At 40.5% G+C, this 26,202-nt stretch carries 26 protein-coding genes; 19 read left to right on the forward strand and 7 right to left on the reverse strand.

Annotated features, from left to right (window positions below; genetic code table 11):
* Positions 1-162 precede the first annotated feature (162 nt).
* Positions 163-1,026: a metallophosphoesterase gene (locus AC2YHV_RS08910; RefSeq protein WP_057279013.1), complete on the reverse strand. Its 864-nt coding sequence runs from the start codon at positions 1,024-1,026 to the stop codon at positions 163-165.
* Positions 1,027-1,189: 163 nt separating this feature from the next.
* On the opposite strand from AC2YHV_RS08910, the gene AC2YHV_RS08915 reads away from it, so the two are divergent.
* The 4 genes from AC2YHV_RS08915 (at position 1,190) to AC2YHV_RS08930 (ending at position 5,410) form a co-directional block, all read left to right on the forward strand.
* Positions 1,190-3,046: an SLC13 family permease gene (locus tag AC2YHV_RS08915; protein ID WP_063576951.1), complete on the forward strand. Its 1,857-nt coding sequence runs from the start codon at positions 1,190-1,192 to the stop codon at positions 3,044-3,046.
* Between the two features lie 194 nt (positions 3,047-3,240).
* Complete coding sequence (locus AC2YHV_RS08920; protein WP_487373062.1) at positions 3,241-4,446, forward strand: EAL domain-containing protein; 1,206 nt, start codon at positions 3,241-3,243, stop codon at positions 4,444-4,446.
* 74 nt (positions 4,447-4,520) lie between these two features.
* On the forward strand, positions 4,521-4,748 hold the full coding sequence (locus tag AC2YHV_RS08925; RefSeq protein WP_057279016.1) for a hypothetical protein: 228 nt from the start codon (positions 4,521-4,523) through the stop codon (positions 4,746-4,748).
* A 182-nt stretch (positions 4,749-4,930) separates the two neighbouring features.
* Positions 4,931-5,410: a DUF3993 domain-containing protein gene (locus tag AC2YHV_RS08930; protein WP_187050706.1), complete on the forward strand. Its 480-nt coding sequence runs from the start codon at positions 4,931-4,933 to the stop codon at positions 5,408-5,410.
* A 67-nt stretch (positions 5,411-5,477) separates the two neighbouring features.
* Here the strand turns inward: AC2YHV_RS08930 and AC2YHV_RS08935 are convergent, their stop codons facing one another.
* Both AC2YHV_RS08935 and AC2YHV_RS08940 read right to left on the reverse strand, forming a co-directional pair.
* Positions 5,478-5,711, reverse strand: a complete 234-nt coding sequence (locus AC2YHV_RS08935) for a glutaredoxin family protein (protein WP_034314090.1) — start codon at positions 5,709-5,711, stop codon at positions 5,478-5,480.
* Between the two features lie 89 nt (positions 5,712-5,800).
* The gene (locus AC2YHV_RS08940; RefSeq protein ID WP_098865212.1) at positions 5,801-6,760 is read right to left on the reverse strand and encodes an MBL fold metallo-hydrolase; all 960 of its coding nucleotides are present in this window, start codon (positions 6,758-6,760) and stop codon (positions 5,801-5,803) included.
* A 183-nt stretch (positions 6,761-6,943) separates the two neighbouring features.
* On the opposite strand from AC2YHV_RS08940, the gene AC2YHV_RS08945 reads away from it, so the two are divergent.
* The 8 genes from AC2YHV_RS08945 to AC2YHV_RS08980 all read left to right on the forward strand — a co-directional run bounded on the left by AC2YHV_RS08945 (position 6,944) and on the right by AC2YHV_RS08980 (position 14,127).
* On the forward strand, positions 6,944-7,183 hold the full coding sequence (locus tag AC2YHV_RS08945; RefSeq protein WP_034314086.1) for a YkuJ family protein: 240 nt from the start codon (positions 6,944-6,946) through the stop codon (positions 7,181-7,183).
* A gap of 116 nt (positions 7,184-7,299) precedes the next feature.
* On the forward strand, positions 7,300-7,446 hold the full coding sequence (locus AC2YHV_RS08950; protein WP_094246583.1) for a hypothetical protein: 147 nt from the start codon (positions 7,300-7,302) through the stop codon (positions 7,444-7,446).
* A gap of 120 nt (positions 7,447-7,566) precedes the next feature.
* Complete coding sequence (cbpB, locus tag AC2YHV_RS08955; protein WP_034314084.1) at positions 7,567-8,007, forward strand: cyclic-di-AMP-binding protein CbpB; 441 nt, start codon at positions 7,567-7,569, stop codon at positions 8,005-8,007.
* A 141-nt stretch (positions 8,008-8,148) separates the two neighbouring features.
* Positions 8,149-9,642, forward strand: coding sequence for an MDR family MFS transporter (locus tag AC2YHV_RS08960; RefSeq protein WP_487373097.1), 1,494 nt, complete (start codon positions 8,149-8,151; stop codon positions 9,640-9,642).
* An 844-nt stretch (positions 9,643-10,486) separates the two neighbouring features.
* Positions 10,487-11,371, forward strand: a complete 885-nt coding sequence (gene ccpC / locus AC2YHV_RS08965) for a transcriptional regulator CcpC (protein WP_034314080.1) — start codon at positions 10,487-10,489, stop codon at positions 11,369-11,371.
* Between the two features lie 124 nt (positions 11,372-11,495).
* Positions 11,496-12,206 (forward strand): 2,3,4,5-tetrahydropyridine-2,6-dicarboxylate N-acetyltransferase, encoded by a 711-nt coding sequence (gene dapD / locus AC2YHV_RS08970; protein ID WP_034314078.1) that lies wholly within the window; start codon positions 11,496-11,498, stop codon positions 12,204-12,206.
* Between the two features lie 75 nt (positions 12,207-12,281).
* The gene (locus tag AC2YHV_RS08975; protein ID WP_487373098.1) at positions 12,282-13,406 is read left to right on the forward strand and encodes an N-acetyldiaminopimelate deacetylase; all 1,125 of its coding nucleotides are present in this window, start codon (positions 12,282-12,284) and stop codon (positions 13,404-13,406) included.
* 61 nt (positions 13,407-13,467) lie between these two features.
* Positions 13,468-14,127, forward strand: coding sequence for a potassium channel family protein (locus AC2YHV_RS08980; RefSeq protein WP_057279020.1), 660 nt, complete (start codon positions 13,468-13,470; stop codon positions 14,125-14,127).
* A 470-nt stretch (positions 14,128-14,597) separates the two neighbouring features.
* Here the strand turns inward: AC2YHV_RS08980 and rnjA are convergent, their stop codons facing one another.
* Both rnjA and AC2YHV_RS08990 read right to left on the reverse strand, forming a co-directional pair.
* Entirely contained in the window at positions 14,598-16,268 is a 1,671-nt protein-coding gene (rnjA, locus tag AC2YHV_RS08985) for a ribonuclease J1 (RefSeq protein ID WP_034314071.1), read from the reverse strand.
* A 3-nt stretch (positions 16,269-16,271) separates the two neighbouring features.
* Positions 16,272-16,481 (reverse strand): DNA-dependent RNA polymerase subunit epsilon, encoded by a 210-nt coding sequence (locus AC2YHV_RS08990; RefSeq protein WP_034314070.1) that lies wholly within the window; start codon positions 16,479-16,481, stop codon positions 16,272-16,274.
* A gap of 882 nt (positions 16,482-17,363) precedes the next feature.
* Here AC2YHV_RS08990 and AC2YHV_RS08995 point away from each other — a divergent pair.
* Positions 17,364-18,131: a Cof-type HAD-IIB family hydrolase gene (locus tag AC2YHV_RS08995; protein WP_369315584.1), complete on the forward strand. Its 768-nt coding sequence runs from the start codon at positions 17,364-17,366 to the stop codon at positions 18,129-18,131.
* A 47-nt stretch (positions 18,132-18,178) separates the two neighbouring features.
* On the opposite strand, the gene def is transcribed toward AC2YHV_RS08995, so the two are convergent.
* Together def and AC2YHV_RS09005 are read right to left on the reverse strand one after the other, a co-directional pair.
* A complete protein-coding gene (def, locus tag AC2YHV_RS09000; RefSeq protein ID WP_053534293.1) occupies positions 18,179-18,733 on the reverse strand; it encodes a peptide deformylase in 555 nt (184 codons plus the stop codon).
* A gap of 238 nt (positions 18,734-18,971) precedes the next feature.
* Positions 18,972-19,127, reverse strand: a complete 156-nt coding sequence (locus AC2YHV_RS09005) for a YjcZ family sporulation protein (protein ID WP_063576945.1) — start codon at positions 19,125-19,127, stop codon at positions 18,972-18,974.
* Between the two features lie 210 nt (positions 19,128-19,337).
* Between AC2YHV_RS09005 and AC2YHV_RS09010 the strand changes: the two genes are divergently transcribed.
* From AC2YHV_RS09010 to AC2YHV_RS09035, 6 genes are all read left to right on the forward strand, one after another.
* Complete coding sequence (locus AC2YHV_RS09010) at positions 19,338-20,000, forward strand: YkyA family protein (protein WP_278088839.1); 663 nt, start codon at positions 19,338-19,340, stop codon at positions 19,998-20,000.
* Positions 20,001-20,644: 644 nt separating this feature from the next.
* The gene (pdhA, locus tag AC2YHV_RS09015; protein WP_487373063.1) at positions 20,645-21,760 is read left to right on the forward strand and encodes a pyruvate dehydrogenase (acetyl-transferring) E1 component subunit alpha; all 1,116 of its coding nucleotides are present in this window, start codon (positions 20,645-20,647) and stop codon (positions 21,758-21,760) included.
* Between the two features lie 3 nt (positions 21,761-21,763).
* Positions 21,764-22,741 carry an alpha-ketoacid dehydrogenase subunit beta gene (locus AC2YHV_RS09020; RefSeq protein WP_034314063.1) on the forward strand — a complete coding sequence of 326 codons (978 nt, stop codon included), beginning with the start codon at positions 21,764-21,766 and terminating at the stop codon, positions 22,739-22,741.
* A 120-nt stretch (positions 22,742-22,861) separates the two neighbouring features.
* Positions 22,862-24,220, forward strand: a complete 1,359-nt coding sequence (locus AC2YHV_RS09025) for a dihydrolipoamide acetyltransferase family protein (protein WP_034314061.1) — start codon at positions 22,862-22,864, stop codon at positions 24,218-24,220.
* A 3-nt stretch (positions 24,221-24,223) separates the two neighbouring features.
* Positions 24,224-25,636 carry a dihydrolipoyl dehydrogenase gene (gene lpdA / locus AC2YHV_RS09030; protein ID WP_057279024.1) on the forward strand — a complete coding sequence of 471 codons (1,413 nt, stop codon included), beginning with the start codon at positions 24,224-24,226 and terminating at the stop codon, positions 25,634-25,636.
* A gap of 272 nt (positions 25,637-25,908) precedes the next feature.
* The gene (locus AC2YHV_RS09035; protein ID WP_427526033.1) at positions 25,909-26,166 is read left to right on the forward strand and encodes a hypothetical protein; all 258 of its coding nucleotides are present in this window, start codon (positions 25,909-25,911) and stop codon (positions 26,164-26,166) included.
* Positions 26,167-26,202 lie beyond the last annotated feature (36 nt).

Consider the following 26,202-nt stretch of genomic DNA (forward strand, 5'->3'; position numbering starts at 1 on the left):
TAATTACCATGGGTACTGGTAAAAAAAACCTGGTTTTCTCAGATATACATCTAATGCTATAATTTATAGGAGTCGATTACAAATGATTCAGGGCAACAAGTTGTTTTATCCGCACAGGTTTTGTTAATAAGTGTGGCGGTTTTCCCCTGTGTTCTTTTTCTATCATTTTTCGGCTTGGAATTCGTAAACAGTTAACTCCGGACGTGAAAGAAAACGATAGGGGAGACGGGTAGTGCCAAGGCCTCGATTAACATGTAACGTTAATGAATCGATTTCATATGTGCCTTCCCGGTACTTTTCAGCGTATGGGGGAGTTACCAGGGCACCGGCGAAGGGGATTTGCACTTGACCTCCATGACTGTGACCGCTTATTTGATACTGGATGTCGTAAGTCCTTGATATGTCGGCAAGGTCAGGGGCATGTGAAAGCATGATGGTGAACACTTCTTTCGGGATGCCGAAAAGGGCTTTTTCAAAATCCGGCTTTCCTAGCATGGCATCATCAACACCGGCAATGATTATTTCTTCAGCCGTTAATAAGGTTATCTTAGCTGAGGTATTTTGCAACATGGTAAAATGGGATTTTTCCATGATATCGCTGTAAATTTCTGAGCCATATCCCCCATGATCATGGTTACCGTAGATGCTGAATTTTCCAAGCGGCGCTTTGAGCTGATTCAAAACGAGAGGGATTTTTTGGTGAGCCTTGTATTTATTAGGCTGGTCCATTAAATCTCCAGTAAATAAAATAACATCAGGGTCCAGTTCGTTTATCTTATTGACAATTGCTTGTAAATCCTTAAGCTGAAATTGAAAGCCTAAATGCGTATCGCTGAATTGGACCATTTTCATGCCATGAAAACCTTTTGGGATAAGCGGATTGCTGATGATTTTATGCTTGGTTTCCAACCATTTCGGCTCCAAATTATGGGCATAAAAGTTTCCACCAATACCTAAACCGGTTAAGGTAGCCAAAGTACCAAGACTTTTCTTTAAGAATGTTCTTCTGGAAATGGGTTTATTCAAATTAATCAACCTATCTAATATAAAAATGTTACTTCCTCATACTAACAAACAATATACATAAATTGAAGAAAATATCTTCTATAAGCTTATGAAAAACATGTAAACTGGGGTTTGATGAAACCGTATCCGGTTTGAAATTGAACATCTATACGGAGGTAACATGATGACCGAACCAATGTTTATTACACTGATTATACTTCTATGCGCGATTGCGCTTTTTATACAAGGAAAATTTCGAGCAGATTTAATTGCACTTAGTGCGCTATCCATTCTTGGGTTACTGGGGATTCTTTCATTGGATGAACTAGTGGCCGGTTTTGCGAATCAAGTGGTCATCATGCTGGCTGGGCTATTCATAGTCGGTGCCGGCCTGTTAAATACAGGAATCGTGGAAAAGGCAGGAAACAAGTTGTTGGGTTTATGTGGGGGCAGTGAATGGAAATCGCTGCTTATCGTCATGCTGACAGCAGGAATATTAAGTGCTTTTTTAAGCGGAACTGGAATTGTTTCCATACTGCTGCCGCTCGTCATGAGCATGGCCTTACAACAAAAAACAAGTCCGACAAGGTATTTATTGCCCCTTGCCTATGCAAGCAGTATTGGAGGGCTATTAACACTTACGGGTACTCCCTCCAATATGATCGTCGCTGATGTATTACGGCAAAATGGAATAGGGAATTTATCATTTTTTGACTTTACACCTGTGGGCTTAGTCGCCTTTGCAGCAGGGTTATTCTTCATGTTGACACTCGGACGCCTGTTGCTTCCCGAGAAAACCATTGCAGCGAACAATAGTGTAAAGGGACTGTCGGCAGGGGAGCTTGCCGGCATGTACAAAGTATATGACCGATTGCATTATCTGCATATACCCGCTACTTCCGATATTGTTGGGGAAAGGCTGTCGGACCTCCAGCTTCCTATTCAGTATGAATTGACTTTAATTGAAATCCAGCGGAAGCCAAAGGATAAGCAACTGCCGCTGTTGCAAAGGCAGCAGACGATTTCAGCCAGGGCGGATGAGGTTCTTCACCCTGAAGATATCATTTTGGTGTTTGGAGAAGAAGAGGCAGTTGAGAGATTGGCACTTAACTATGAACTGGAATTTAAACATTTCAATACCGAACAAATAAAGAAACATTTTCTTAGCAGTAGATTTGGATTGACGGAAATATTGATCGTCCCGAACTCGGATTATGAAAATCAAACTTTGATAGATGTCCATTTTCGTGAGAAATACCAATGTAATGTACTGGCAATCAATCGGAATGGCGAATATATTCAAGCGGATGTCGGAACGGAACGCCTGAAACCGGGGGATGCAATCCTGATACATGGAGAATGGGAGAACATTGAAAGGATTTCCTCGGATTTGCAGGATGTCATCGTTATTGGGAGTACATCAGAAGATGGCTCACCGGTGAATTCCAAGGGCAAAGCGTGGATTGCCTTGGGAATCACTGCTTTGATGGTCATTCTTTTATCGATGGAATCCGTCCCTGCTGTACTGTCGGTATTGACGGCTGCATTGTTGATGGTGGTTACTGGCTGTGTCCGTTCGATGGAGGATGCTTACCAAAAGATTAACTGGGAACCTGTGCTATTGATAGCTGCCATGTTCGGAATTACGGCTGCATTGGATAATACGGGTGGAGTGAGAATGATAAGTGATTGGCTTGCCGTTTTATTCAGTAATATCGGAGCACACGGCATATTAGCGGTCTTTTACCTCCTGACACTGATCCTGAGCCAATTCATCCCGTATGGAGCCGCGACGGTTATCATGACGCCCATCGCCCTGACATCTGCGGTTAATCAGGGAATCGATCCACTTCCTGTATTTCTATGCCTTGCCGTTGCTGGCAGTTTGGCGTTATCCACTCCAAGGGTTGCCACTACCAACGCGCTTGTCATGACGGCAGGTGATTACAAGCATAAAGATTTTATCATGATCGGGATATCCATACAGATTTTCATTGGCGTTATCATGGTGATCACGATACCATGGTTCTTCCCTTTTTGATCAGACTGAAGGCATTGTTCCGGACAATGCCTTTTCTATGTATTTCTTTTCAAAACGATAGGATGAATGGGGAATTTTAGTGTATTGAAAAAAGAGTTATGCAGTAGGAATTAAAATTATTTATTATCAATGCAAGAAACTAATGGTATAATTTTGGCATATTGGTGTTTTCGTAATTAGGGGGAAGATGCATCATGGATACAGAAAAGATATTAAAGAATTTAGACAGGGTGACACCATTCTTTCAACCGATTTTCAGTGCAGATCAACATCAGGTAATCGGGTATGAAATTCTAGGGCGCTATGAGGAACAATCTGAATATAAAAGCCTTGGCCCATTTTTTCACGATTCTGCAGTGCCTGAAGAGTATAGGGTGGAAGTGGATAATTACGTACTTGAAATTGCCTTGGAGAGAATAAAGGACTATGGTGAAGATTTTCTTATCTTTATCAACAGAGATCCTAATTTGCTTATGCTGGATCATGGCGAAGAATTCATGGAGATTTTACACCGTCATTTTCAACCGGAGGAAATGCACCGGATCGTTTTGGAATTATCAGACACGATCAGTCCGGAAAACATAGATCCTCTGCAGCATGTGCTTGCTTACTTTAAAACATATGGGATTAAGATAGCTTTAGATCATTTAGGACAAGATACGCAACTGGACCGAATCGCACAGATTTCTCCGAATATTTTAAAAGTTAACCTGGACCAGCTTCGCATCTCAGGTGGGGATGCCTATCAGGTCATCCTGTTTTCTTTAAGCATGCTAGCACGTAAAATCGGCGCCAACTTACTATTTGAGAACATTGAGTCCGAATACCAGCTTCGCTTTGCATGGAAGAATGGGGGACGATATTATCAAGGGTATTTCTTGGCGAAACCGGAAGGCGAATTCATTAATAAAGATTTACTTCGTGAAAAATTCCATCAAGAATGCCAGTCCTTCATTTCTTTAGAGACCAAGAAGCTTGAAGCCGTTTATCAAAAGACTTTGCAATTCAACGAGAATATGCATAACTTCTTAAAACAGCACAAGCGGGCCGGCTCCCATGAAGAGTTTCTCGGAGTTTTGGTGAAAAAATTGGATTCAATATGTTTTCGTCTATATATATGTGATGAAGCGGGGTATCAAAAATCCCCCAATATCCTCCATAAGGACGGACAATGGATGGTCCAACCGAGTTATATGAATAAAAATTGGAGCTGGAGACCTTATTTCCTCGAAAATATTGTAAAGATGCGTAACGAGAAAAAAGGAAGGTTATCCGATTTATACAGTGATATTGAAACGGGGGAAACCATTCGGACCTTTTCCTATCCACTGAATAATAAGGAATATATTTTCTGTGATCTTTCTTATAGTTATTTATATGAAAATGAAGCACTATTATAAAAAACGATTCATGAATATAATCGCTTTAAATGTGTAACGATAAGCAGAAATGATGCGCTTGGAGGAGACATATTTTGAGCACGTACATCTGGATTCTAATCATTATCGTTACAGTCATGGCGTTATATCTGCTCTTTTATACTTATTCTGTAGCAAGGGCACAGAAAGTGAAAGCCGGTTATGATTCGACTATCGATGATTCAGTTAAGGAACATCCTTATTTAAAGAACCCGATATTCGTTTCTCTTTTTATTGGGACGATTTTGGTTGCCGGTTTTATTTTTTACTATGCTTTTCGATAGTTGTAAGAAGAAGATTTCAATATCATGAAATCTTCTTTTTTATTGTGAAAAATGGGCGATGGTTTCAAGGTCTAACGGAGAATGTGATTTTGTAGTTTGGCTTTGACCTGGACGGGTATTGAAAGACATAAGCAAAAAATCCGAATCATTAGGAGAAATTCTATAACGAGGAGATGATTGTAATGAGTAAATATTTAGTTGCATGTCTTGCCAGCGTCCTTTTATTTTTAAGTGGGGGGGTCACTGCTTCAGCGGAGGGCTTACATAGAGAGGAAGTACTATCTTTAATACATGATGCCATGGAGAATCAGGTTTCGATCAGTGAGGAAGTACGTTCTAAGGAAGCGATTGAAGGGAAGTTGGAAAAACATTTCACTGGTGATTTCATCGAGAAGTTCGTCCAAGCGAATGTAGTGAAAGTCGATGGCGGTTATACCGCATTTGGTTCAGATTTCGCTCCGTATTATATCCCTTTCTTCAGTTACGATAAGAATACGGAAATTGTATATGGGAAAAAAGGTGATGTCATTTATGTTCAGGAAGAATTCCAGGACAATGGGGAAGGACCTGTAACGATGGAAAAACATGTAGAAGCAGTTACTTTGAAAAAGGAAAATGGCGCTTGGAAGGTAAAGGATGTAAAGTATGAAAACAGAAAATAGAATGGATTTTAAAGGAAGCTGAAATGAAAAAGTCTAGAGAAGGCCACAGCCTTCTCTAGACTTTTTATTATATATTCAATTCCTTTTTTATTTCGTCCAATTCAAAACCAATAATGGCTTTCCCATCGATGACGACCGTTGGTGTGGAATAAGCCCCATATTTATTGGTTAGTTCTTTACGTGCATGCCCATCTGCTTTAATATCTTTTTCTTTGTATACTATATTATTATCATCAAAGAACATTTTCATGATTTTGCAGGGAGGGCAATCAGGTTGGGTATAGAGTGTAACGTCTTTCATTTCATTCCTCCATATATGCTTTAGTAAGGTACTTTTTCATTATAGAGAATGCCAAGACATTTGAATAGGGATAAACCTCAAGGATCGTTTTACCGATCTTTCTCCTGTTTTACAAGATAGTCTATCAATCCCATGGAACAAACGTTCAAGTCCATGGCAATGATTTCAAAAACTGGATGATCAGCAGTGATTCCTTTTTCGCCTAAATGAACAGCGACTTCCGTGAAAATATTTTTACTGGTTGCTGCCACTTGATCCTCGAAGCTAGCATATTCCCTATATGCCGATTTGGCAGTCTCCACAAATTTAGGCAGCCAGTAATGGAGTTGTTTATATACTTCCTTAGGGTTTTCCGATACGCCGTAATGGCCAAAATATATACGTTCGACGCCAATGCTTTCATACAATCCTGCTGCAGCAAGCATCGCGTCGGGATTAAATTGGTTTGGCGATGTGGACGGTAAGTAAAATTCCAAACCTTCTTCATCGAGTTCACGATAATAGATGCCTACGGTGTCACCTGAAAACATCCCTTTTGAAACCGAATCGTATATGCTTAAATGATGGTTCGCGTGTCCTGGCGTATCATAAAAGGTCAACGTGGAAGTATCACTTGTTTTTAGGGATTCCCTATCTTGTTTAATCAGCATTCTTTCAAAAGGTATAGGTAATATCGGATCGAAAAGCTTGTTGAATTCTTCACCATAGACTGCTTTAGCCCCAGCGATCAAACGCGTTGGATCTTCTAGATGCCTTGCGCCTTTTGGGTGGACGATCACTTTGGCATTCGGACAATGCTGTAAAAAAAGTCCAGCTCCACCTGCATGGTCCAAATGAATATGGGTAAGAATGATATATGTAATATCTTCGAGGGCGATTCCCAAATGTTCGAGCCCCTTCATTAAGTGGGGGATGGAAGGGCTGGCGGAAGTTTCGACTAAGGTGATGTCCTCATCGGCAATTACATATGTTCCTGTACGATTTCTTCTATCCAAATCAAAACCATCAATCAATGAAATTCGAAAACCAAGCTCACTAATGTTTTGCAACAGAATCTACCCCCAGAAAATTTTTCATGTACAAAATCCATTCCTTATTTTATTCTGTTAATAGTGCCATGTAAAGAATGAAGTTTTAAATTATTCTGAATTTATTTCCGCGTGGCTACTGGATAGAAAAGTATGGTATAGTGAAACCTATCGAAAAGGTTTTATTCAGAAAGGAGAGGGAGTATGTCTCAATTACAGGGCATCCTTACCAGATTGAAAAGTCTTCAAGAGCAAGCGAAGGAATCTGAATCTGCTCAACGTTTTTTTGAAATAGATGGTGTGAAAAAGTGCCAGGTTACATATTTCAGCAAAACAGAAATGTTCGAGCTTGAAGTATACAGTGATAAAGGGAAATCATCAAAATATCAATTTGATAATATTGATATGATTACCATTGAAATCTTTGATCTTCTTCAATCTTAAAAAAACACAAAAAGCCGCCTTCCATTGGAAGCGGCTTTTTTATTGTGAAAAACCGGTCAATTTTTACTGAATGAAGTAGTGATTTTTACGACATCTTATTAGTTGGAGGGATGTAAATGAAAAATCCGATGGTAATATGCCCGGAATGCGGTGAGGAAAGGGAAATGGAAAATGTATTAACGGCACAATCCAACCAAAATGTGATTTATCAATGCCCGGAATGCGGTTTTAAACAGGTTAACATCAAAACTAGTAAGGGCTAAGGGTCTCTCACGAATCCCGCCAATTGGGATTTTATTGGTCTAGGAATGAGCCTTTTCTGCTTACATATGTTAAACTATAGAAAGAGCTGTTTATAAAAACATATGGTAAGGGGTTTTAACATGATCGGTACTCATGATGGGGATTTATTGGAATCCAGCGTTAAAGATTTAATGATTTCTTCTGAACGCGTGGCCCACGTGCAGGTAACCAATAACTTAGAACATGCACTATTGGTATTAACAAAGAGCGGTTATACGGCCATTCCTGTGTTAGATCCGATGTATAAACTGCATGGTTTAATTAGCACACCAGTCATTCTCGATTCAATCTTGGGACTGGAACGAATTGAATTTGATAATCTTGAGCATAAAAAAGTTTCCGAAATAATGAATATAGAAATACCTCGCCTGCATATTGAAGATACATTGACCAAGGGTGTGGAATTGTTGATTGATCATCCGTTTGTCTGTGTGGAGAATGACGAACATGTATTTGAAGGCATCTTAACAAGAAGGGCAATCTTGAAAAAAGTATTTAAACAAAATACACCTGATAAATAAGCAAGGCATAAAATGACGGTTAACCCCAAGACTCGCCAGTTGGCGAGTTTTCTTGTTTTTTTACATATTTGATCCAGTTAGTGGTGAAGTCTATTAACAGGTGGGATCTATTAGGAGAGGATGCAAAAATTGGGCCATGCAATGGATAGTGCAAACGTGCAGAATAAAAAATTGAAACGTCCCTTCATATTGGCTGCCATCATGTTAGCGATGTTTATGAATGCTATTGAAGGAACGATCGTTTCGACGGCAATGCCGGCCATTGTAAGTGATTTAGGTGGTTTTTCACTATACAGCTGGGTGTTTTCAGGCTATTTGTTAATGAACGCCGTAACAGTTTTAATCTACGGAAAGCTATCGGACATACTCGGGAGAAAACCCGTCTTATTATTTGGAATCGTTGTCTTTTTAATCGGCTCCATTCTTTGCGGCTTTTCCAATTCAATGACGGAACTCATCATTTATCGCTTTGTACAAGGTTTTGGGGCGGGAGCTGTAGCGCCTGTAGCCTCGACAATTATTGGTGATATCTATAAAAATGAAGAGAGGGCACGCGTTCAAGGGTATCTTTCGAGCGTTTGGGGCATTTCTGCGGTAATGGGACCAGCATTGGGCGGCTTGCTTGTTGAATCCCTGACTTGGAAACTTGTCTTTTGGGTCAATATTCCTTTGGGCGTACTATCTTTTATTGGAATTTGGTTATTCCTTCATGAAAATATCGAAAAGAAAAAACGTGATATCGATTACCTAGGTGCAACGCTATTGACATTGTCCATATCCACTCTTATGGTGCTGCTCGTAGAAGGAGGAGTGAAATGGTCATGGACTTCAGCTCCGGTCATATCCTTGGCATTAGTGGCCATCATCACCTTTATCCTATTCATTCTTCAGGAAAAGAAAGCAGCCGAACCGATGATGCCTTTTGAAATCTGGCAGGAGCGTTCCATTCTGATTGCGAACCTAGTATCCTTGACGACAGGGGTGATGATGATTGGATTATCAAGTTTCCTCCCCACATTCGTTCAGGGCGTGATGGAGCGCTCGCCTACGGTAGCTGGTTTTACATTGACAGCCATGTCAATTGGCTGGCCGATCGCATCTATGGTGTCAGGCAAGTTATTGTTGAAAATAGGATTTAAATCAACCTCCCTTCTTGGAGGGTGCTCATTGATCCTTGGGAGTCTGATCCTAGTATGGATGAAGCCGGAAGCTGGGCCCATTATTGCCGCCATGGGATCCTTTTTTGTCGGTGTAGGCATGGGCTTGACTTCTACTTCATTCATTGTCGTCATTCAAAAAACCGTCAGCTGGGAACGAAGGGGTATTGCGACAGCTTCCAATATGTTTATGCGTAATTTAGGAAATACTGTAGGTGCTGCATTACTTGGAGGAATCATGAATATGAGACTTCACGCTTATCTGAACGAGAATGCGCCGGCCGGATCGGGAGTGACGATAGATACGGCAAATAAATTGTTGAACAGTGAAGAACGCACGTCGCTTCCTGAAAATGTGGTAAATGTTTTACAGGAAGGACTTACATTGTCTTTACAGACGATTTATCTCATTGTTCTAGTCTTCTCTGTAATCAGCTTCCTGTTTCTAACGAGACTAAGAAAGAATAAGGAAGAATAAGAAGGCATAGGAAAAAGGCAGACTCGTTAATGTAGTTTGCCTTTGTTTTAAGGAAATGCAACTCTGATGACCAATTGAATCGATAATGCGTTCGTAACCGAATGTAAAATGAATCTCAACTGTCCAGTGGAGATTTTTTGAGCCACACGCAAGGCCAGCCGTAATCCGATCGGGGAACCGATCGTGCAATAAATGGCAATCCCCCATGCAATGTTACCGCCCATGAAATAGGTAATGAATGCAGCTCTACAGCTAATGATGGTTTGGAATCTAGTAATGGCCAGGGATTGAAGGTAGGTGGCGCCATTTCTTAAAAAGTATACATGAGCATGGTCGCCTGTACCGGTCCGAACATTCCGTCATAGACCTGATTACGAATAGGGATGGATAAACTTTTTTTGGGAGATGCCAATCCGTTTCATCGGAAGGTTGCGGTTTTTTGATGAAATCCATGATCAAAGCGACAGTCAAAAGGCAGATGGCTAACAAATTCATTGCCTTCCCGGGGAATGAATTAGCAAGCAGACCGCAGCATAAGCCACCAAAAAGGGTAAATGGGATTAACTGGAGGGCATCCTTCAATTTTAGCTGCTTTTTCTTGAGTAAAATATAAAAGCTAGAAAAAGAAGAAAACATTGGGGAATTTGACTGATCCAATTACCGCCGCTCCCGGCCAATGTCCCGACAAAGGATGCTGCAAAACTGATGGCAAGCAATAAATTGATCGTCAAAGGATATTCACTCCGTTCCTTTTCTCTTGTATTATAAGCGGACTTTGTTGATAATAAAATTTAAATAAATTAAATCATCATGATAAGATTTAATTATCAAGAGGTTGGTGTGTATGTCATTTTCAGAATTTCATTTATTATCAGTGCTTGCTCAGGAAATGAATATGAGAAAAGCAGCTGAGCGGTTGTTCGTTTCCCAGCCGGCTTTATCCCAGCGTTTACAATCAATAGAAAAGGATTGGGGCTCGAAACTGTTTCTGCGTTCACAAAAAGGGCTGTCACTGACGCCTGCAGGTGAAGCGGTAATTCGTTTGGCCAATGAGGTTATAGAAAAAGAAGAGAAGGTCAGGGAAAGTATTCAAGCCATGGACCATGAAGTATATGGCACTTTGAAAATAGCCTGTGCCTCGATTGTCGGTCAAAATTGGCTGCCGCAAGTATTGAAAAAGTTCGTCCGAAAATATCCGTATGCAAAAATTTCCTTGATCACTGGCTGGAGCAGTGAGATTTTAAAGTCTTTGTATGAAGGGCAAGTGCATATTGGCATCATAAGGGGAGCACCGGATTGGAAAGGCGTAAAACAGCATTTATTCACGGATATGCTGTATTTGGTGGATACTGAAATGAAGGAACTGAATCAAGTGTTCGAAACGGACCGTCCATTCATTCAGTTTAAGAGCGATTCGAATTATTATCAGGAAATTCAAGATTGGTGGCATCGGCAATTTCAAACGACACCAAAAAACACCATAGTCGTTGATCAAATCGAAACATGCAAACAAATGGTGTTTAATGGTATTGGATATGCGATCCTGCCAGCCATCACTTTACATGATAAAGATACGAATGTATTTAAAATCCCTCTACTGGATGGGCATAACCACTCAATCGAACGTGATACATGGCTTTGCGGCTATGAATCTGCCTTCCAGTTAAAGCAAGTCCAGGCATTCACGGAAGTGGTTAAAGAGCATATTCGCGACCAAGGAATGTTATAGGTCCGCCGACGAAAATGTCAATAGGGCAGAATAATATATATGAGTGACATTCAACTTGTCTTGCCGGCTGTTGTCTGGTAAATTTAAAACGAGTAATGATACATATTTAGGAGGTTTACCCGGAATGAATAAAATGGATGCAAACGAAATTATTTCTTTTATCTCGAATAGTAAAAAATCCACACCTGTAAAGGTATATGTCAAAGGCGATTTAGAAGGCCTGGATTTTGGTCCAGCTTCTAAAACTTTCATAACAGGAAATACAGGGGTTGTATTCGGTGAGTGGTCTGAAATCGAAGAAGCGATCAAGGCAGCAGGAACAAAAATCGAGGATTATGTAGTTGAAAATGATCGTCGTAACTCTGCCATTCCTTTATTGGATCTAAAAGGCATCAAAGCCCGTATCGAGCCAGGCGCAATAATCCGTGACCAAGTTTCCATTGGAGATAACGCAGTCATCATGATGGGTGCATCAATCAATATTGGATCTGTCATCGGTGAAGGTACAATGATCGACATGAACGCAATACTGGGCGGACGTGCAACAGTGGGCAAAAACTGTCACGTAGGTGCTGGTGCCGTTTTAGCAGGTGTCATCGAGCCGCCTTCCGCACAGCCGGTCATTTTGGAAGATGATGTATTGATCGGAGCCAATGCGGTCGTACTGGAAGGTGTCAAAATCGGAGAAGGTTCCGTTGTCGCTGCTGGTGCCGTCGTAACGAAAGACGTTCCTCCATACTCCGTGGCTGCTGGTATCCCGGCGAGGGTCATTAAACAAATTGACGAAAAAACAAAATCAAAAACAGAAATCATGCAAGAACTTCGTCAACTTTAATTTCTTTAGTGAATATTGCCTGAAGCGTGGATAACTATATCCACGCTTTCTGTATAGGGAGGGAATAATGTGAAAATAAACCCTTTTGCCAAGATCCGGCGTGATCTGCATCAAATACCGGAGATAGGGTTCAAAGAATTCAAGACGCAGCAATACCTACTGAATTACATAACGAATCTGGCCCAGGAGCGAATGGAAATAGAAACATGGCGAACTGGGATATTCGTGAAAGTGAAGGGAATGAACCCGCGAAAAACCATAGGCTACAGGGCTGATATAGACGGTTTGCCGATAAAAGAGGAAACCGGATTGCCGTTTGCATCCAACCACGAGGAATATATGCATGCCTGCGGTCATGATTTTCATATGAGCATAGGTTTGGGATTATTGACATATTTCACGGAAAATCCGATTGATGATGACTTGCTATTCATCTTCCAGCCTGCAGAAGAGGGTCCTGGCGGAGCTGAACCAATGCTTAAATCGGAAACGATGAAAAAATGGAAGCCTGATATGATCCTTGCTTTACATATTGCTCCGGAGTATCCAGTTGGGACGATTGCGGTTAAAGAAGGGCTTCTATTTGCCAATACATCTGAATTATTCATCGATTTGAGGGGGAAGGGAGGACATGCAGCCTATCCGCACGAAACAAATGATATGGTCATTGCGGCCTGCTCGCTTGTAGGGCAGCTTCAAACAATCGTTTCCAGGAATGTCAATCCGCTAGATTCAGCTGTCATTACAGTTGGGAAGATCACTGGAGGCACCGTTCAAAACATTATTGCGGAGACAGCGCGGTTAGAGGGCACAATACGCACTCTTAACCCCGAATCGATGGTAAAGGTCAAGTCTAGGATAAAAGCGCTTGTGGATGGTATACAAGTAGGATATGAGTGCTTGGCTGAAATCGACTATGGCGCGATGTATCACCAGGTATATAATGAAGAGCGGTTGACCCGGGAATTCATGGAATTCACAGAGAAGTCAACTGCTGTTCATTTGCATGAATGTACTGAAGCAATGACTGGCGAAGATTTTGGTTATATGTTAAAGGAGATTCCAGGATTCATGTTCTGGCTGGGGGTTTCATCGGAATACGGATTGCATCACGCCAAGTTAAACCCGGACGAAAAAGCCATTGAACTCGCGGTCGATCACTTAACGGATTATATAACGTTTAAAGGAAGCGAAGCATAAAAATGATTTTCAGTGCAGAACATGCTCTAAAGAAAGAACGAATGACGTTGGAGGGCTTATTGTGAAAAAAGAATTTGCGGTGATTGGACTTGGCCGTTTTGGCGGCAGCATAGTCAAGACATTAGCTGAAGAAGGATTAGGGGTTCTGGCTATCGATGCCGACGAAGATCGAGTGAATGAATTTGCCAGAATAGCTTCACATGCCGTAGTAGGGGATACGACAGATGAAAATGTACTAAGGAATATAGGGATTCGAAATTTTGATCACGTCATTGTAGCGATTGGCGAGAATATTCAAGCCAGTATATTGACGACTCTCATGCTTAAGGAATTGGGTGTCGGAAATGTTACGGTTAAAGCGCAAAATGATTATCACGAGAAGGTTCTTCGTAAAATCGGGGCCGACTATGTCGTTCACCCCGAACGGGATATGGGGAGAAGGATTGCCCATAATATCGTCTCCAATAATATTCTCGATTATTTGGAGCTTTCTGATGAACACTCCATCGTCGAAATTGTTGCAAGCCAAAAGATGAATGGAAACTCGATAATTGACCTTGATATCCGTGCCCACTATGGACTGAATATAGTCGCAATCAAAAGAGGGAACGAAATTAATGTTTCCCCACAGGCGAGCGATTTAATACATAAAGGTGATATATTGATCGTCATCGGCGCGGATTCGGACATCAATCGCTTTGAAAAAAAAATTGTGGAATAAGTAAGCGTCCTGCTAAAATCGAGCAGCGCTTTTATCAATTAAAAACCAAAAAGGTTTCGGAATGGCCTCATTCCGAAACCTTTTTGGTTTTTAATTGGATCTTAAGGAGTTATAGAGAATAGCTTCATCGACAATTTTTCAATTCCCTTTTTATTTTTGCGTACATGATAAACTCGTGTTTCCGGCACTTCGACAGTGTGGAATCAACAAAATAGGCTTCTTATCAGTTTACTTTCGGAAGCTTTCCATTTTTAAAACAAGAAAGACTGTTGACAAAAGGAGTTCTATCTAACTTTTAAAAGAAAATTGATTGGAGCGGGTATTCGAGATCCTGCGGGAGACGTGTAAGGGAGCCCCACAGGCTTCTAAGGCGCCGGGGAAAGTGAGTGCCTGGAGTGGAATTCAAGGTGGGGGGATTTACAAACCTAAACAAAAAAAGCCCAGCCAAATGATGGCTGGGCTTCTATTATTTATTGCACTTCCATGATGATCGGCAGGATCATCGGACGGCGTTTCGTTTTTTCATATAGGAATGGAGATAGAGTGTCTGTAATTTCATTTTTGATTTCAGACCATTGAGTAGTTTTGCGATCCATCACCTTATTTAAATGCTTTGTGATCAAGGATTGAGCATCGCTGATAAGGTCTCCTGATTCTCTCATATAAACAAATCCGCGTGAGATGATGTCAGGACCGGATGCAATTTTGAATTCCTTCATATTGATGCTGACCACAACAACGACAAGGCCTTCCTCGGAAAGAATCCGACGATCACGGAGAACGATATTACCGATATCCCCAATGCCGCTTCCATCGATATAAACCGAACCTGAAGGGATTTTACCAGCGATTTGAGCTGTGTTCTCACTTAAGGAAAGAACTTCGCCATTATCCATGATAAAACAATTTTCTTCGGGAACGCCGCAATCGACTGCATGGCGGGCATGCAGTTTTTGCATACGGTATTCACCGTGGATTGGCATGAAGAATTTTGGTTTTATCAAACGGAGCATAAGCTTTTGTTCCTGCTGTCCGCCATGTCCTGAAGTATGAATGTCATTCAGAGGACCTGAAATGACGTCTGCTCCTGCACGATATAATTGATTGATCGTTCTGGAAACGCTGATTGTGTTACCTGGGATGGGTGAAGATGAAAATACTACCGTATCACCAGGGATGATTTGAATTTGACGGTGAGTGCCGTTCGCTATGCGCGACAGTGCTGCCATTGGTTCACCTTGGCTGCCTGTACAAAGGATGGTTACTTTATTCGCAGGCATACGATTCAATTGCTGTACATCAATAAATGTATCTTTAGGCGCTACGATATAACCAAGATCTTGTCCGATTGATATGGCTGAATCCATGCTTCGGCCAAAAACGGCTATTTTACGGCCGTTGGCCACGGCTGCTTCCACAACTTGCTGAAGCCGATGGATGTTCGATGCAAACGTTGCAAAAATAATCCGGCCGTCAACCTTGCGGAAAATATCTTGAATGGTATCACCGACACGGCTTTCGGACATAGTAAAGTTCTGCACTTCACTATTTGTGCTATCCGAGAGTAAGCACAATACACCTTCTTTACCGATTTCAGCCATCTTGGTCAGGTTTGCAGGCTCACCCACTGGGGTGAAGTCGAATTTAAAATCACCTGTATGGACAATTTGTCCAGGTGGGGTTTTTACGACGATTCCATATGAGTCAGGGATACTGTGAGTTGTACGGAAGAAAGAGACGGACGTTTTCCGGAACTTGATCACTTCATCTTCACTGATTTCAATCATGGTTGTCTGACGTAAAAGGCCATGTTCTTCCAATTTATTACGAAGCAGTCCAAGTGCAAGCTTCCCGCCGTATACAGGGACATTCACTTTTCTAAGTAAATAAGGAATCCCGCCAATGTGATCTTCATGACCATGGGTAATGAAGACACCTTTGATTTTATCTACATTTTTCTCTAAATAGCTGTAATCTGGAATCACATAGTCAATACCGAGGAGTTCATCTTCAGGAAATTTAATTCCAGCATCAATGATGATGATTTCATCTTGAAACTGAACAGCATATGTGTTCTTACCGATTTCGCCTAAACCGCCCAGGGCGAATACAGCTGTTTGATCGTTTTTTACGAATTTCATAAATTATAGCTCCAATACTTTGTAATCTTCATTTTGTTTTTCATATTCTAAATATGCTCCGGTTACGGGTAGTACGATTTCTACGTTATAAGGTTCTTTTTTTAATTTTAAACGAACGTCACGAACGGATTCACCTTCGACAAACATTGTTTTAGTATTCTCCCTGATGGGAACCTCTGATATGGTTACTTGATAGTATACCTTAAAAACCATTTTAATCTCTCCTCACTTGTTTGCATTGCTTTTTTCATTATATATAAAAACAACAATTTTTTCATGTTTTTCAACATCATGTAAAAATAAACCCAGCTCCGCCATAAAAACGGAAGGGGTTTGATGAATTAAATATACCAATGTCTAAAAGTATATAAAAAAATAGATGGCCGAATCTGGTATCAATCCAATTGTAGCTTCCTCTATCTTATATCCTATCCGTTTTTGCCATGTGTAAAACTTAAATCATGGGATCTTTTTTTAAACGATTTCTTTCTAAATTAATACAGTACCACTGTGTGCAGCGTTTCATGAAAACACAGCGACTGATATTTTGATTGAAATATGTATTCACCAGACCATATAAAAGCCAAGATAGAAAGAATGCCTAACAAGAACTTTACAACAAGGAAGAAGCCCTCCGCAAGTTTTTGAAGGGCTGTCCGAAAAAAATTCGCATATGGATGACGGCCAAGGCAGGAATGAGTGGCAAATCATGCGATAGATTTTTTTCTTAAAAGATCATTCCACTGTTTAACAAGCTTTTTACGAAGCTTTTTTAACATGGCGATCACGCTCCCTTAATTATTATTGTATAGGATTATTCAATAATGTAAATACGTCTTTACAGGTACATGGCCCATTTTTGAAAAAAAAGGCTCTTTCAAACAAACAACTGGGATTTAAGAGGCAGAAGGAAGGGAGAAGTGTAATCTGGAAAGCCTGAGTTGGTTTCTATTAAGAATAGTATATGCCCATTCCTGAAGAAAAAACGTAACTTTGAGTTGGGTCCGGTAGAGTTACTTGACTTATCTTGATGACAATTATTAAATGGTTACATATTAAAAAGGAAAAAATGAATGAATTGGAAGTGAATCGCAAGTGAAAATCGTATTTTTTGATATTGACGGAACATTGCTTGATCATGAAAAAAAGTTACCTGCTTCAACAAAAGAAGCCATTAAGCAACTGCAGGATAGCGGGGTTTTTGTAGCGATTGCCACAGGAAGGGCTCCGTTCATGTTCGAGTCTTTAAGGGAAGAGCTTGGCATCGATACATTCGTAAGTTTCAATGGACAATACGTTGTTTTTGAAGGGAAAGTCGTTTATAAAAACCCTTTGAGCAAACCTGAGATAAAACGCCTTCACGAACATGCTGAAAAAAATGAAATACCGATCGTGTTCATGAATGAGGAGACAATGAAATCGAGTGTTCCGCATCATAGCAGAATTGAAGAAGCATTGAGCAGCCTTAAGTTTCCTCACCCTGAACATATGGCGGATTTTTATGAGGACCATGATATATACCAAGCCTTATTATTCTGTTCGGAAGCTGAAGAAGGGAACTTTGTTGGGAAATATGATGATTTTCACTTCATTAGATGGCATGAGTATTCGACGGATGTACTTCCATTCGGGGGTTCAAAGGCTGAAGGCATTAAAATATTAATGGAAAAAGTCGGGTTTGCTCTTGAGGATGTTTACGCCTTTGGAGATGGCTTAAACGATATAGAGATGTTAAAAGTAGCGGGTTATGGCGTGGCTATGGGGAATGCCGGTCAGCTTGTGAAGCAAGAGGCCGACTTTGTAACGAAGGATGTAGATGATGATGGCATACTTTTTGGTTTGAAGGAACTTGAACTGATATAAAAAATAAACCCCCGTCAAACAAACAGACGGGGGTTTTGCTTATTACGTTACCTTTCCACCGCAATTGAATTTTCCGGAATGGCATAGGGGTCTTCAGGATTGATATGATCATAAAACATGATACCATTAAGGTGGTCGATTTCATGTTGAAAGCAAATGGCTGCGATGCCTTTCAGGCGGAGTTGAACCGATTTCCCTTCCAGGTCCGTACCCGCAACCGTTATTCGGGCATAACGTGGCACATAGCCGGAAACGGGCCGATTTACGGAAAGACAGCCTTCTCCGGATGTCAAGTATGCTTTTTCGACTGAATGGCTAACGAGTTTAGGGTTGAAAAGTGCATAGCTATAAAGTTGATCATCCTTTTCTTTTAAATGAACCGCAATCATCCTTTTTGAAACATTAACCTGTGGTGCAGCCAAGCCAATTCCTGCCCTTAACCCGTATAGAGCAGCAATATCAGGTTTCTGGCTGTTTTGGACATATTCCATCAAGCTGGCTAAAAGTTGCTTATCTTCATTTGATGCCGGAAGCGGAACCTCTACCGCGACTTGCCTTAAGATTGGATCGTCTTCATTAACAAAATCATCCATGGTAAGCATAATCTTTCACCCCATAAAAATTCTTATAATATGTATAGGGTTATTTTAACAAAAAAGAGGCTGAAAGTTAATGAATGGTTTAATGAAAGAAAAATGGAGGGGATGGAATCAAGTCGATGATTTCCTATCCCTGCCATTATTTTATTTGCATGTTGGTCTATTTAAAAAATATTATCATTTTTTGCGAATCAGGGTAAATCGTTAACATTTTCGGGTAAAGGTAATAGTAATTACCTGGTTAGCATAAGCACGCGCCGACGATGATTAACAGAATGAACAGGACAATGATCAGGGCAAAGCCGCTTCCAAAGCCGCAGCCTCCACCATCGCCATATCCATAGCTGGGTGCAGCGGAAACCGGATAACAACATTCTTGGTTGAAACCTCCATACATAATTTCATACCTCCGTTTTTGTATTTATTAAAATGCTGACCATTCAAATTTGAAACGGTCCCTACAGCCTATGCAGTATGGTTTAAAGGGTGTAGGCTAGCGCCCAGTAATGAAAAAAACCTGCTCGGAATATGATTGTAACAAATGTCTGCGGCTTAAGAATGAATTGAGGAACATGAATCTTCAAAGAACTATCAGAAGGAGTTGTCTATGTTGAAACGTTTTGGTCCATTTGTTATCTTACTTCTTTCTTTAGTGACCTTGACTGGTTGTTTTAATGGTTCACCGGAAGAAAGAATCCACAAAATCCTGGAGAAAACTGCAGAAAAGGAAAGTGATTTCACCGAGACTCAAGAGCCGCTTAATGATTTGGAGAAAAAAGAAAAAGAAAAATATGAGAAAATCATTAAACTTGGATTGGATGATTATGAACAGATCGTCGAGCTTTCAGATGAAGCAACCAAGAATATCGACGAAAGGGAAAAAATAATTGAAAAGGAACAAAGCAGTATGCAATCCTCAAAAGAACAATTCAATCAAATAGATGAACAAATCGGGAAAATAGAGGATGAAAAGATAAAAGAAGAAGCGACTGAAATGAAAAAGATCATGAGTGAGCGCTATAGCACCTATGATGATTTATATGATGCCTATCAACAAAGTCTCGCTTATGATCGTGAATTATATGAGCTTTTCAAAAAAGAGGATTTGAAAATGGATGAATTACAAGTGCAAATCGAGAAAATAAATACCTCTTATACAAAAGTTTTGAAAGCGAATGAGGAATTTAATGCATTAACGGAAAAATCAAATCAAAAAAAAGAAAGTTTTTATGATAGTTCCGGCATAGAAATGGCGGATTCAACAAATTAATATAAATAATGATGGGCTGTGATCCTCACTCACAGCCCATATTTTTTTCAATCCAGTTCTTTTGGGAATAAAAAAAATTTAGAATGGTCTTTTTTTTGTGCAACCAGCCTGATTTAAATTTTCATACCTGTACTAAAAAAAAACGATAATTAAAAATCTAACAGCAGACTTAGATGAAAGCGTTTGAATATTTTTTCGGTATATTATTTTACATGCTCAAATGCCTTTAGTTAAAGCGGTTTTGGAATCGATGGGATATGCTGGGGAATTGAAATGTTATCCTTTGCCATCCTTAAATTGATAAATAAGGGAAAGTTAATAGTACAGTTGTAAATTGAAAACTAATACAGAGAAGAAGTATGAGTATTGGAAATTCTATTAAATCAAAATTATTAGGAACTCCAAGTGATTGACTTGATGTTAATTCATCTTGTAAACTTAATCTATAAAAATTCTTGTATCATTTTCCTTGATTTTTTTTATGGTACAGAATAAGATTGAGACATATTAAGCATATCCACGTTTGAGGATTGGTCTTAAGGGAAAAATAAAAGAATGTATTGTTGCAGAAACTAAAAAGCAAACTATTTTTGCTTTATAGAATAATAATAGCAAACCTTTTTAATGAAAGGATGAGGTGCCAAATGGCTCAAAAAACTAAACAAGCTAAAATTAATGTTCAGGATCAGCTTAAGAAAGTAGAAGAACAATTTGAAACTTTTCAAATTTTAAATGAAGAGGGAGAAGTCGTGAATGAAGCGGCTATGCCTGATTTAAGTGATGAACAATTGCAAGAATTAATGCGCCGTATGGTTTATACACGCATCTTGGATCAACGTTCCATATCACTGAACCGTCAAGGCAGATTAGGTTTCTATGCACCGACTGCCGGTCAAGAAGCTTCTCAAATCGCTTCCCAGTATGCTTTGGAAAAAGAAGATTTCATTTTGCCTGGTTATCGTGATGTTCCGCAAATCGTTTGGCATGGCCTGCCGCTTTGGCAAGCATTCTTATTCTCCCGGGGTCATTTTAAGGGAAATCAAATTCCTGAAGACGTCAATGTAATTTCTCCTCAAATCATTATCGGCGCTCAATATATCCAAGCTGCCGGAGTTGCTCTTGGGTTGAAGAAACGCGGGAAAAAAGCTGTTGCCATTACATATACGGGTGACGGTGGAACCTCACAAGGTGACTTCTATGAGGGAATTAACTTTGCAGGTGCCTTTAAAGCGCCAGCTATCTTCATCGTGCAAAATAACCGTTTCGCAATCTCTACACCAGTTGATTTGCAGTCAGCATCGAAAACATTGGCCCAAAAGGGTGTGGCTGCAGGTATTCCTGGAATCCAGGTTGATGGTATGGATGCGTTGGCCGTTTATACAGCCGTTAAAGAAGCTCGTGAACGTGCAATAAATGGTGAAGGCCCTACATTGATTGAAACATTAACTTACCGTTATGGACCACATACGATGGCTGGGGATGACCCGACACGTTACCGTACTTCCGAAATGGATAACGAGTGGGAACTGAAAGATCCATTGGTTCGTTTCCGCAAGTTCTTGGAAAGCAAAAAACTTTGGAATGAAGAATTAGAAAACGAAACGATAGAGAAAGCCAAAGACGATATTAAAGAAGCAATCAAATTGGCTGATGCAGAACCTAAACAAAAGGTTACAGACCTAATTGATAATATGTATGAAGAAATGCCTTATAACTTAAAAGAACAATATGAAATTTATAAAGAGAAGGAGTCGAAGTAAGCCATGGCTCAATTGACGATGATTCAAGCAATTACAGAAGCATTACGTACAGAACTTAAAAATGACGAGAATGTACTCGTTTTTGGGGAAGATGTAGGTCTTAATGGAGGAGTTTTCCGTGCAACGGAAAATCTTCAAAAAGAATTCGGTGAAGATCGTGTATTCGATACACCTCTTGCTGAATCTGGAATCGGTGGATTAGCGGTCGGTCTTTCTTTACAAGGTTTCCGTCCTGTTCCTGAAATTCAATTCTTTGGGTTTGTATATGAAGTAATGGATTCCGTAAGCGGTCAGCTTGCTCGTATGCGCTACCGTTCAGGTGGACGTTACAGTGCACCGGTTACAATTCGCTCACCTTTTGGGGGCGGAGTCCATACTCCGGAAATGCATGCTGATAGCTTAGAAGGTTTAATGGCCCAGCAACCAGGGTTAAAGGTAGTTATCCCTTCCACTCCTTACGATGCAAAAGGCTTATTGATTTCAGCGATTCGTGATAATGACCCTGTCATTTTCCTTGAGCACATGAAATTGTACCGTTCTTTCCGTCAGGAAGTTCCTGAAGAAGAATACACAATTCCATTAGGAAAAGCGGATGTGAAAAGAGAAGGAACGGATTTATCCATTATTACTTATGGTGCGATGGTGCAGGAATCCATCAAGGCAGCTGAGGAATTGGCTAAGGATGGTCATTCCGTCGAAGTGGTCGACTTACGGACTGTATCACCATTGGATATCGATACAATCATTGCTTCTGTAGAAAAAACAGGACGCGCTATCGTTGTTCAAGAAGCACAAAAGCAAGCTGGTATAGCAGCGAATGTCGTAGCGGAAATTAACGAACGTGCCATTTTGAGCTTGGATGCTCCAGTACTGCGCGTGGCGGCAGCTGATACGGTATTCCCGTTTTCACAAGCTGAAACAGTATGGCTCCCTAATTATAAAGACATTATTGAAACGGCGACTAAAGTCTTGAAGTTTTAACAATCTTAAGTAATGGAATGAATGTCCTGCTCGGGAAAGTGATTTTGCATTAACGGTAATGCAAGATAAAGGACTTTATTCAAAGCACTAAGTATGATTTAATATAGGAGGTTGAACTCAGTGGCATTCCAATTTAGACTCCCTGATATCGGAGAAGGTATACACGAAGGTGAAATAGTGAAATGGTTTGTAAAGCCAGGAGATAAGATACAAGAAGATGACGTGCTTTGCGAGGTTCAAAACGATAAGGCCGTTGTTGAAATCCCATCACCGGTGGAAGGTACCGTTGAAGAAATCCTTGTTCAAGAAGGAACGGTTGCCGTTGTTGGCGATGTACTTGTAACATTCGATGCTCCAGGTTATGAAAATCTTCAGTTTAAAGGGGATCATGGAGAAGAAGCGAAGGCAGAAGGCGAGAAGAATACGGAGGCCCAGGTTCAAGCAACTGCTGAAGCTGGACAGGAAGTCAAGAAAGAGGCTGCTCCGGTTCAAGAAAATAGCGGAGTAACGGGCGCGGGAGCACAACCACAGGTTGAGGCAGATCCTTCACGCCGTATTATCGCCATGCCTTCTGTCAGGAAATATGCACGCGAACAAGGGGTAAATATTCGTGAGATCACTGGTTCTGGGGATAACGGCCGCATCATGAAGGAAGACATTGATGCTTTCAAAAACGGCAAAACCGCTCCACAGCAACCAGCAGCTCAAAGTGAAGCTTCACAACAAAATGATACGGAAACAACCGAAAAACAAAAAGTTTCAATTCCAGAAGGGCAATATCCTGAAACTCGTGAGAAAATGAGCGGTATGAGAAAAGCGATCGCAAAAGCAATGGTTAAGTCCAAGCAGACAGCTCCGCATGTTACATTAATGGATGAAGTCGATGTGACGCTATTGGTTGCTCACCGTAAGAAATTCAAGGAAATTGCTGCACAAAAAGGAATCAAGCTTACATTCCTACCTTATGTTGTTAAAGCGTTAACAAGTGCATTGCGTGAATTCCCTATGCTTAACACATCATTTGATGATGAAGCTAGTGAGATTATCCATAAACACTATTACAATATCGGAATTGCGGCAGACACAGACAAAGGACTGCTCGTTCCAGTTGTAAAAGATGCAGATCGTAAATCAACTTTCGCTATTTCACAAGAAATTAACGAATTAGCGACGAAAGCCCGTGACGGCAAATTGGCTCCTAACGAAATGAAAGGTGCTTCTTGCTCCATTACGAATATCGGTTCCGCAGGCGGTCAATGGTTCACACCTGTTATCAATCATCCAGAAGTTGCCATTCTAGGGATTGGACGCATTGCCGAAAAAGCAATTGTACGCGACGGGGAAATTATCGCCGCTCCAGTTCTGGCATTATCACTGAGCTTTGATCACCGCATGATTGATGGAGCAACAGCTCAACATGCATTGAATCATATCAAAAAGTTATTGAACGACCCAGAATTATTGTTAATGGAGGCGTAAACAATGGTAGTAGGAGATTTTCCAATCGAAACAGATACTTTAGTAATCGGTTCAGGCCCAGGGGGATATGTTGCCGCAATTCGCGCAGCACAGCTTGGACAGAAAGTAACGGTCGTTGAAAAAGGAACAATCGGCGGAGTTTGTTTGAATGTAGGCTGTATTCCATCGAAAGCTTTAATTTCGGCTGGACACCGTTTCCATGAAGCTCAGCATTCAGAAGATATGGGTATCTTTGCAGAAAAAGTTACTGTTGATTTTTCTAAAGTACAAGCTTGGAAAGGTACTGTTGTAAAAAAATTAACTGGCGGTGTAAGCAGCCTGTTAAAAGGCAATAATGTTGATGTTGTAACTGGCGAAGCTTATTTCGTTGATGAAAACAGCATCCGTGTTATGAATGAAGACTCTGCCCAAACATATACTTTTAAAAACGCAATCATCGCTACTGGTTCATCGCCAATCGAGATTCCGTCATTTAAATATACGAAACGCGTACTTAATTCAACTGGCGCTCTTGCTTTGGAAGAAGTTCCAAGTTCGATCGTGGTAATCGGCGGAGGTTACATCGGAACTGAGCTTGGCGGAGCATTCGCTAGCTTTGGCACTAAAGTGACGATCCTTGAAGGTACCGAAGAAATCCTTTCTGCAGGCTTTGAAAAACAAATGGCAGCACTTGTTAAGCGTAACCTTAAAAACAAAGGTGCTGAAATTGTTACTAAAGCAAATGCTAAAGGCGTGGAAGAAACTGATACAGGTGTAACCGTTACTTATGAAGTAAAAGGCGAAGAGAAAAAAGTTGAAGCCGATTACGTTTTAGTAACAGTTGGACGTCGTCCAAACACTGCTGAAATCGGCCTGGAACAAGTCGGAATCAAAATGACTGACCGCGGTTTGATCGAAACGGATAAACAATGCCGTACTAGCGTGAAAAACATCTACGCAATCGGTGATATCGTTTCTGGACCTCAGTTAGCTCATAAAGCTTCTTATGAAGGTAAAATTGCAGCTGAAGCCATTGCTGGACATTCATCTGAAATCGACTATCTTGCTATTCCGGCTGTTGTATTCTCTGAACCGGAACTTGCTTCTGTCGGTTATAATGAAAAAGAAGCGAAGGAAGCTGGAATCGAAGCGCTTGCTTCTAAATTCCCATTCGCTGCAAATGGACGTGCTCTTTCATTAAATAATACGGACGGATTTGTGAAGCTTATCACTCGCAAAGAAGACGGATTGGTTATTGGAGCACAAATTGCAGGACCAAACGCTTCTGATATGATTGCAGAACTAGGTTTGGCTATCGAAGCAGGAATGACTGCCGAAGATATTGCGATGACAATCCATGCACATCCAACTTTAGGGGAAATCACAATGGAAGCTGCTGAAGTTGCCCTTGGAACTCCTATCCACATCATTAAGTAATTGAGATTTATAAAAGCGTACTGCTGAATGCAGTACGCTTTTTTTATTGGCCGGATTAAAAAAATGAAGGATGACTCCCCATTCATGAATTTCTTCTCACTAGTTAAATGAAATGGACAAAAAGGGCATAAGCTATAAAAAGGACTTCTTACTTTTTTCCTTGAAAGGGTTTGAAAAAGGCCATAAAGGATAAAAAATAAGATGAGCGATTTGTTAAAGAATATTTTTTGCCAATAAAAAGATCATGGCTGATATATTCATATTAAAATGGGGTGGATCACTTGAAAAATTATCTGGTAATCCTCTTTCAACTAATCGTTTGGAGCGGGTATACATTAGTTGAATGGCTGTCTGTTAACGATCGATTCGTTTTCAAAGTATTCATGTTTCTGGTCTTTTCTTATCTAGCCATTTACATTGGTAAAATGATTTTAAAATCCAATAGACGAACCATGCTTGTTACCGTGATAAGTCTATTATGTTACGGGGTTTTGCAAATCCTTTTGGAAACGCTGGTACCCGTATATTGAATTTTTACGTAAGCTTCGATGACATATAAAACCACG

The organism is Peribacillus sp. SRI_006, assembly GCF_057586375.1.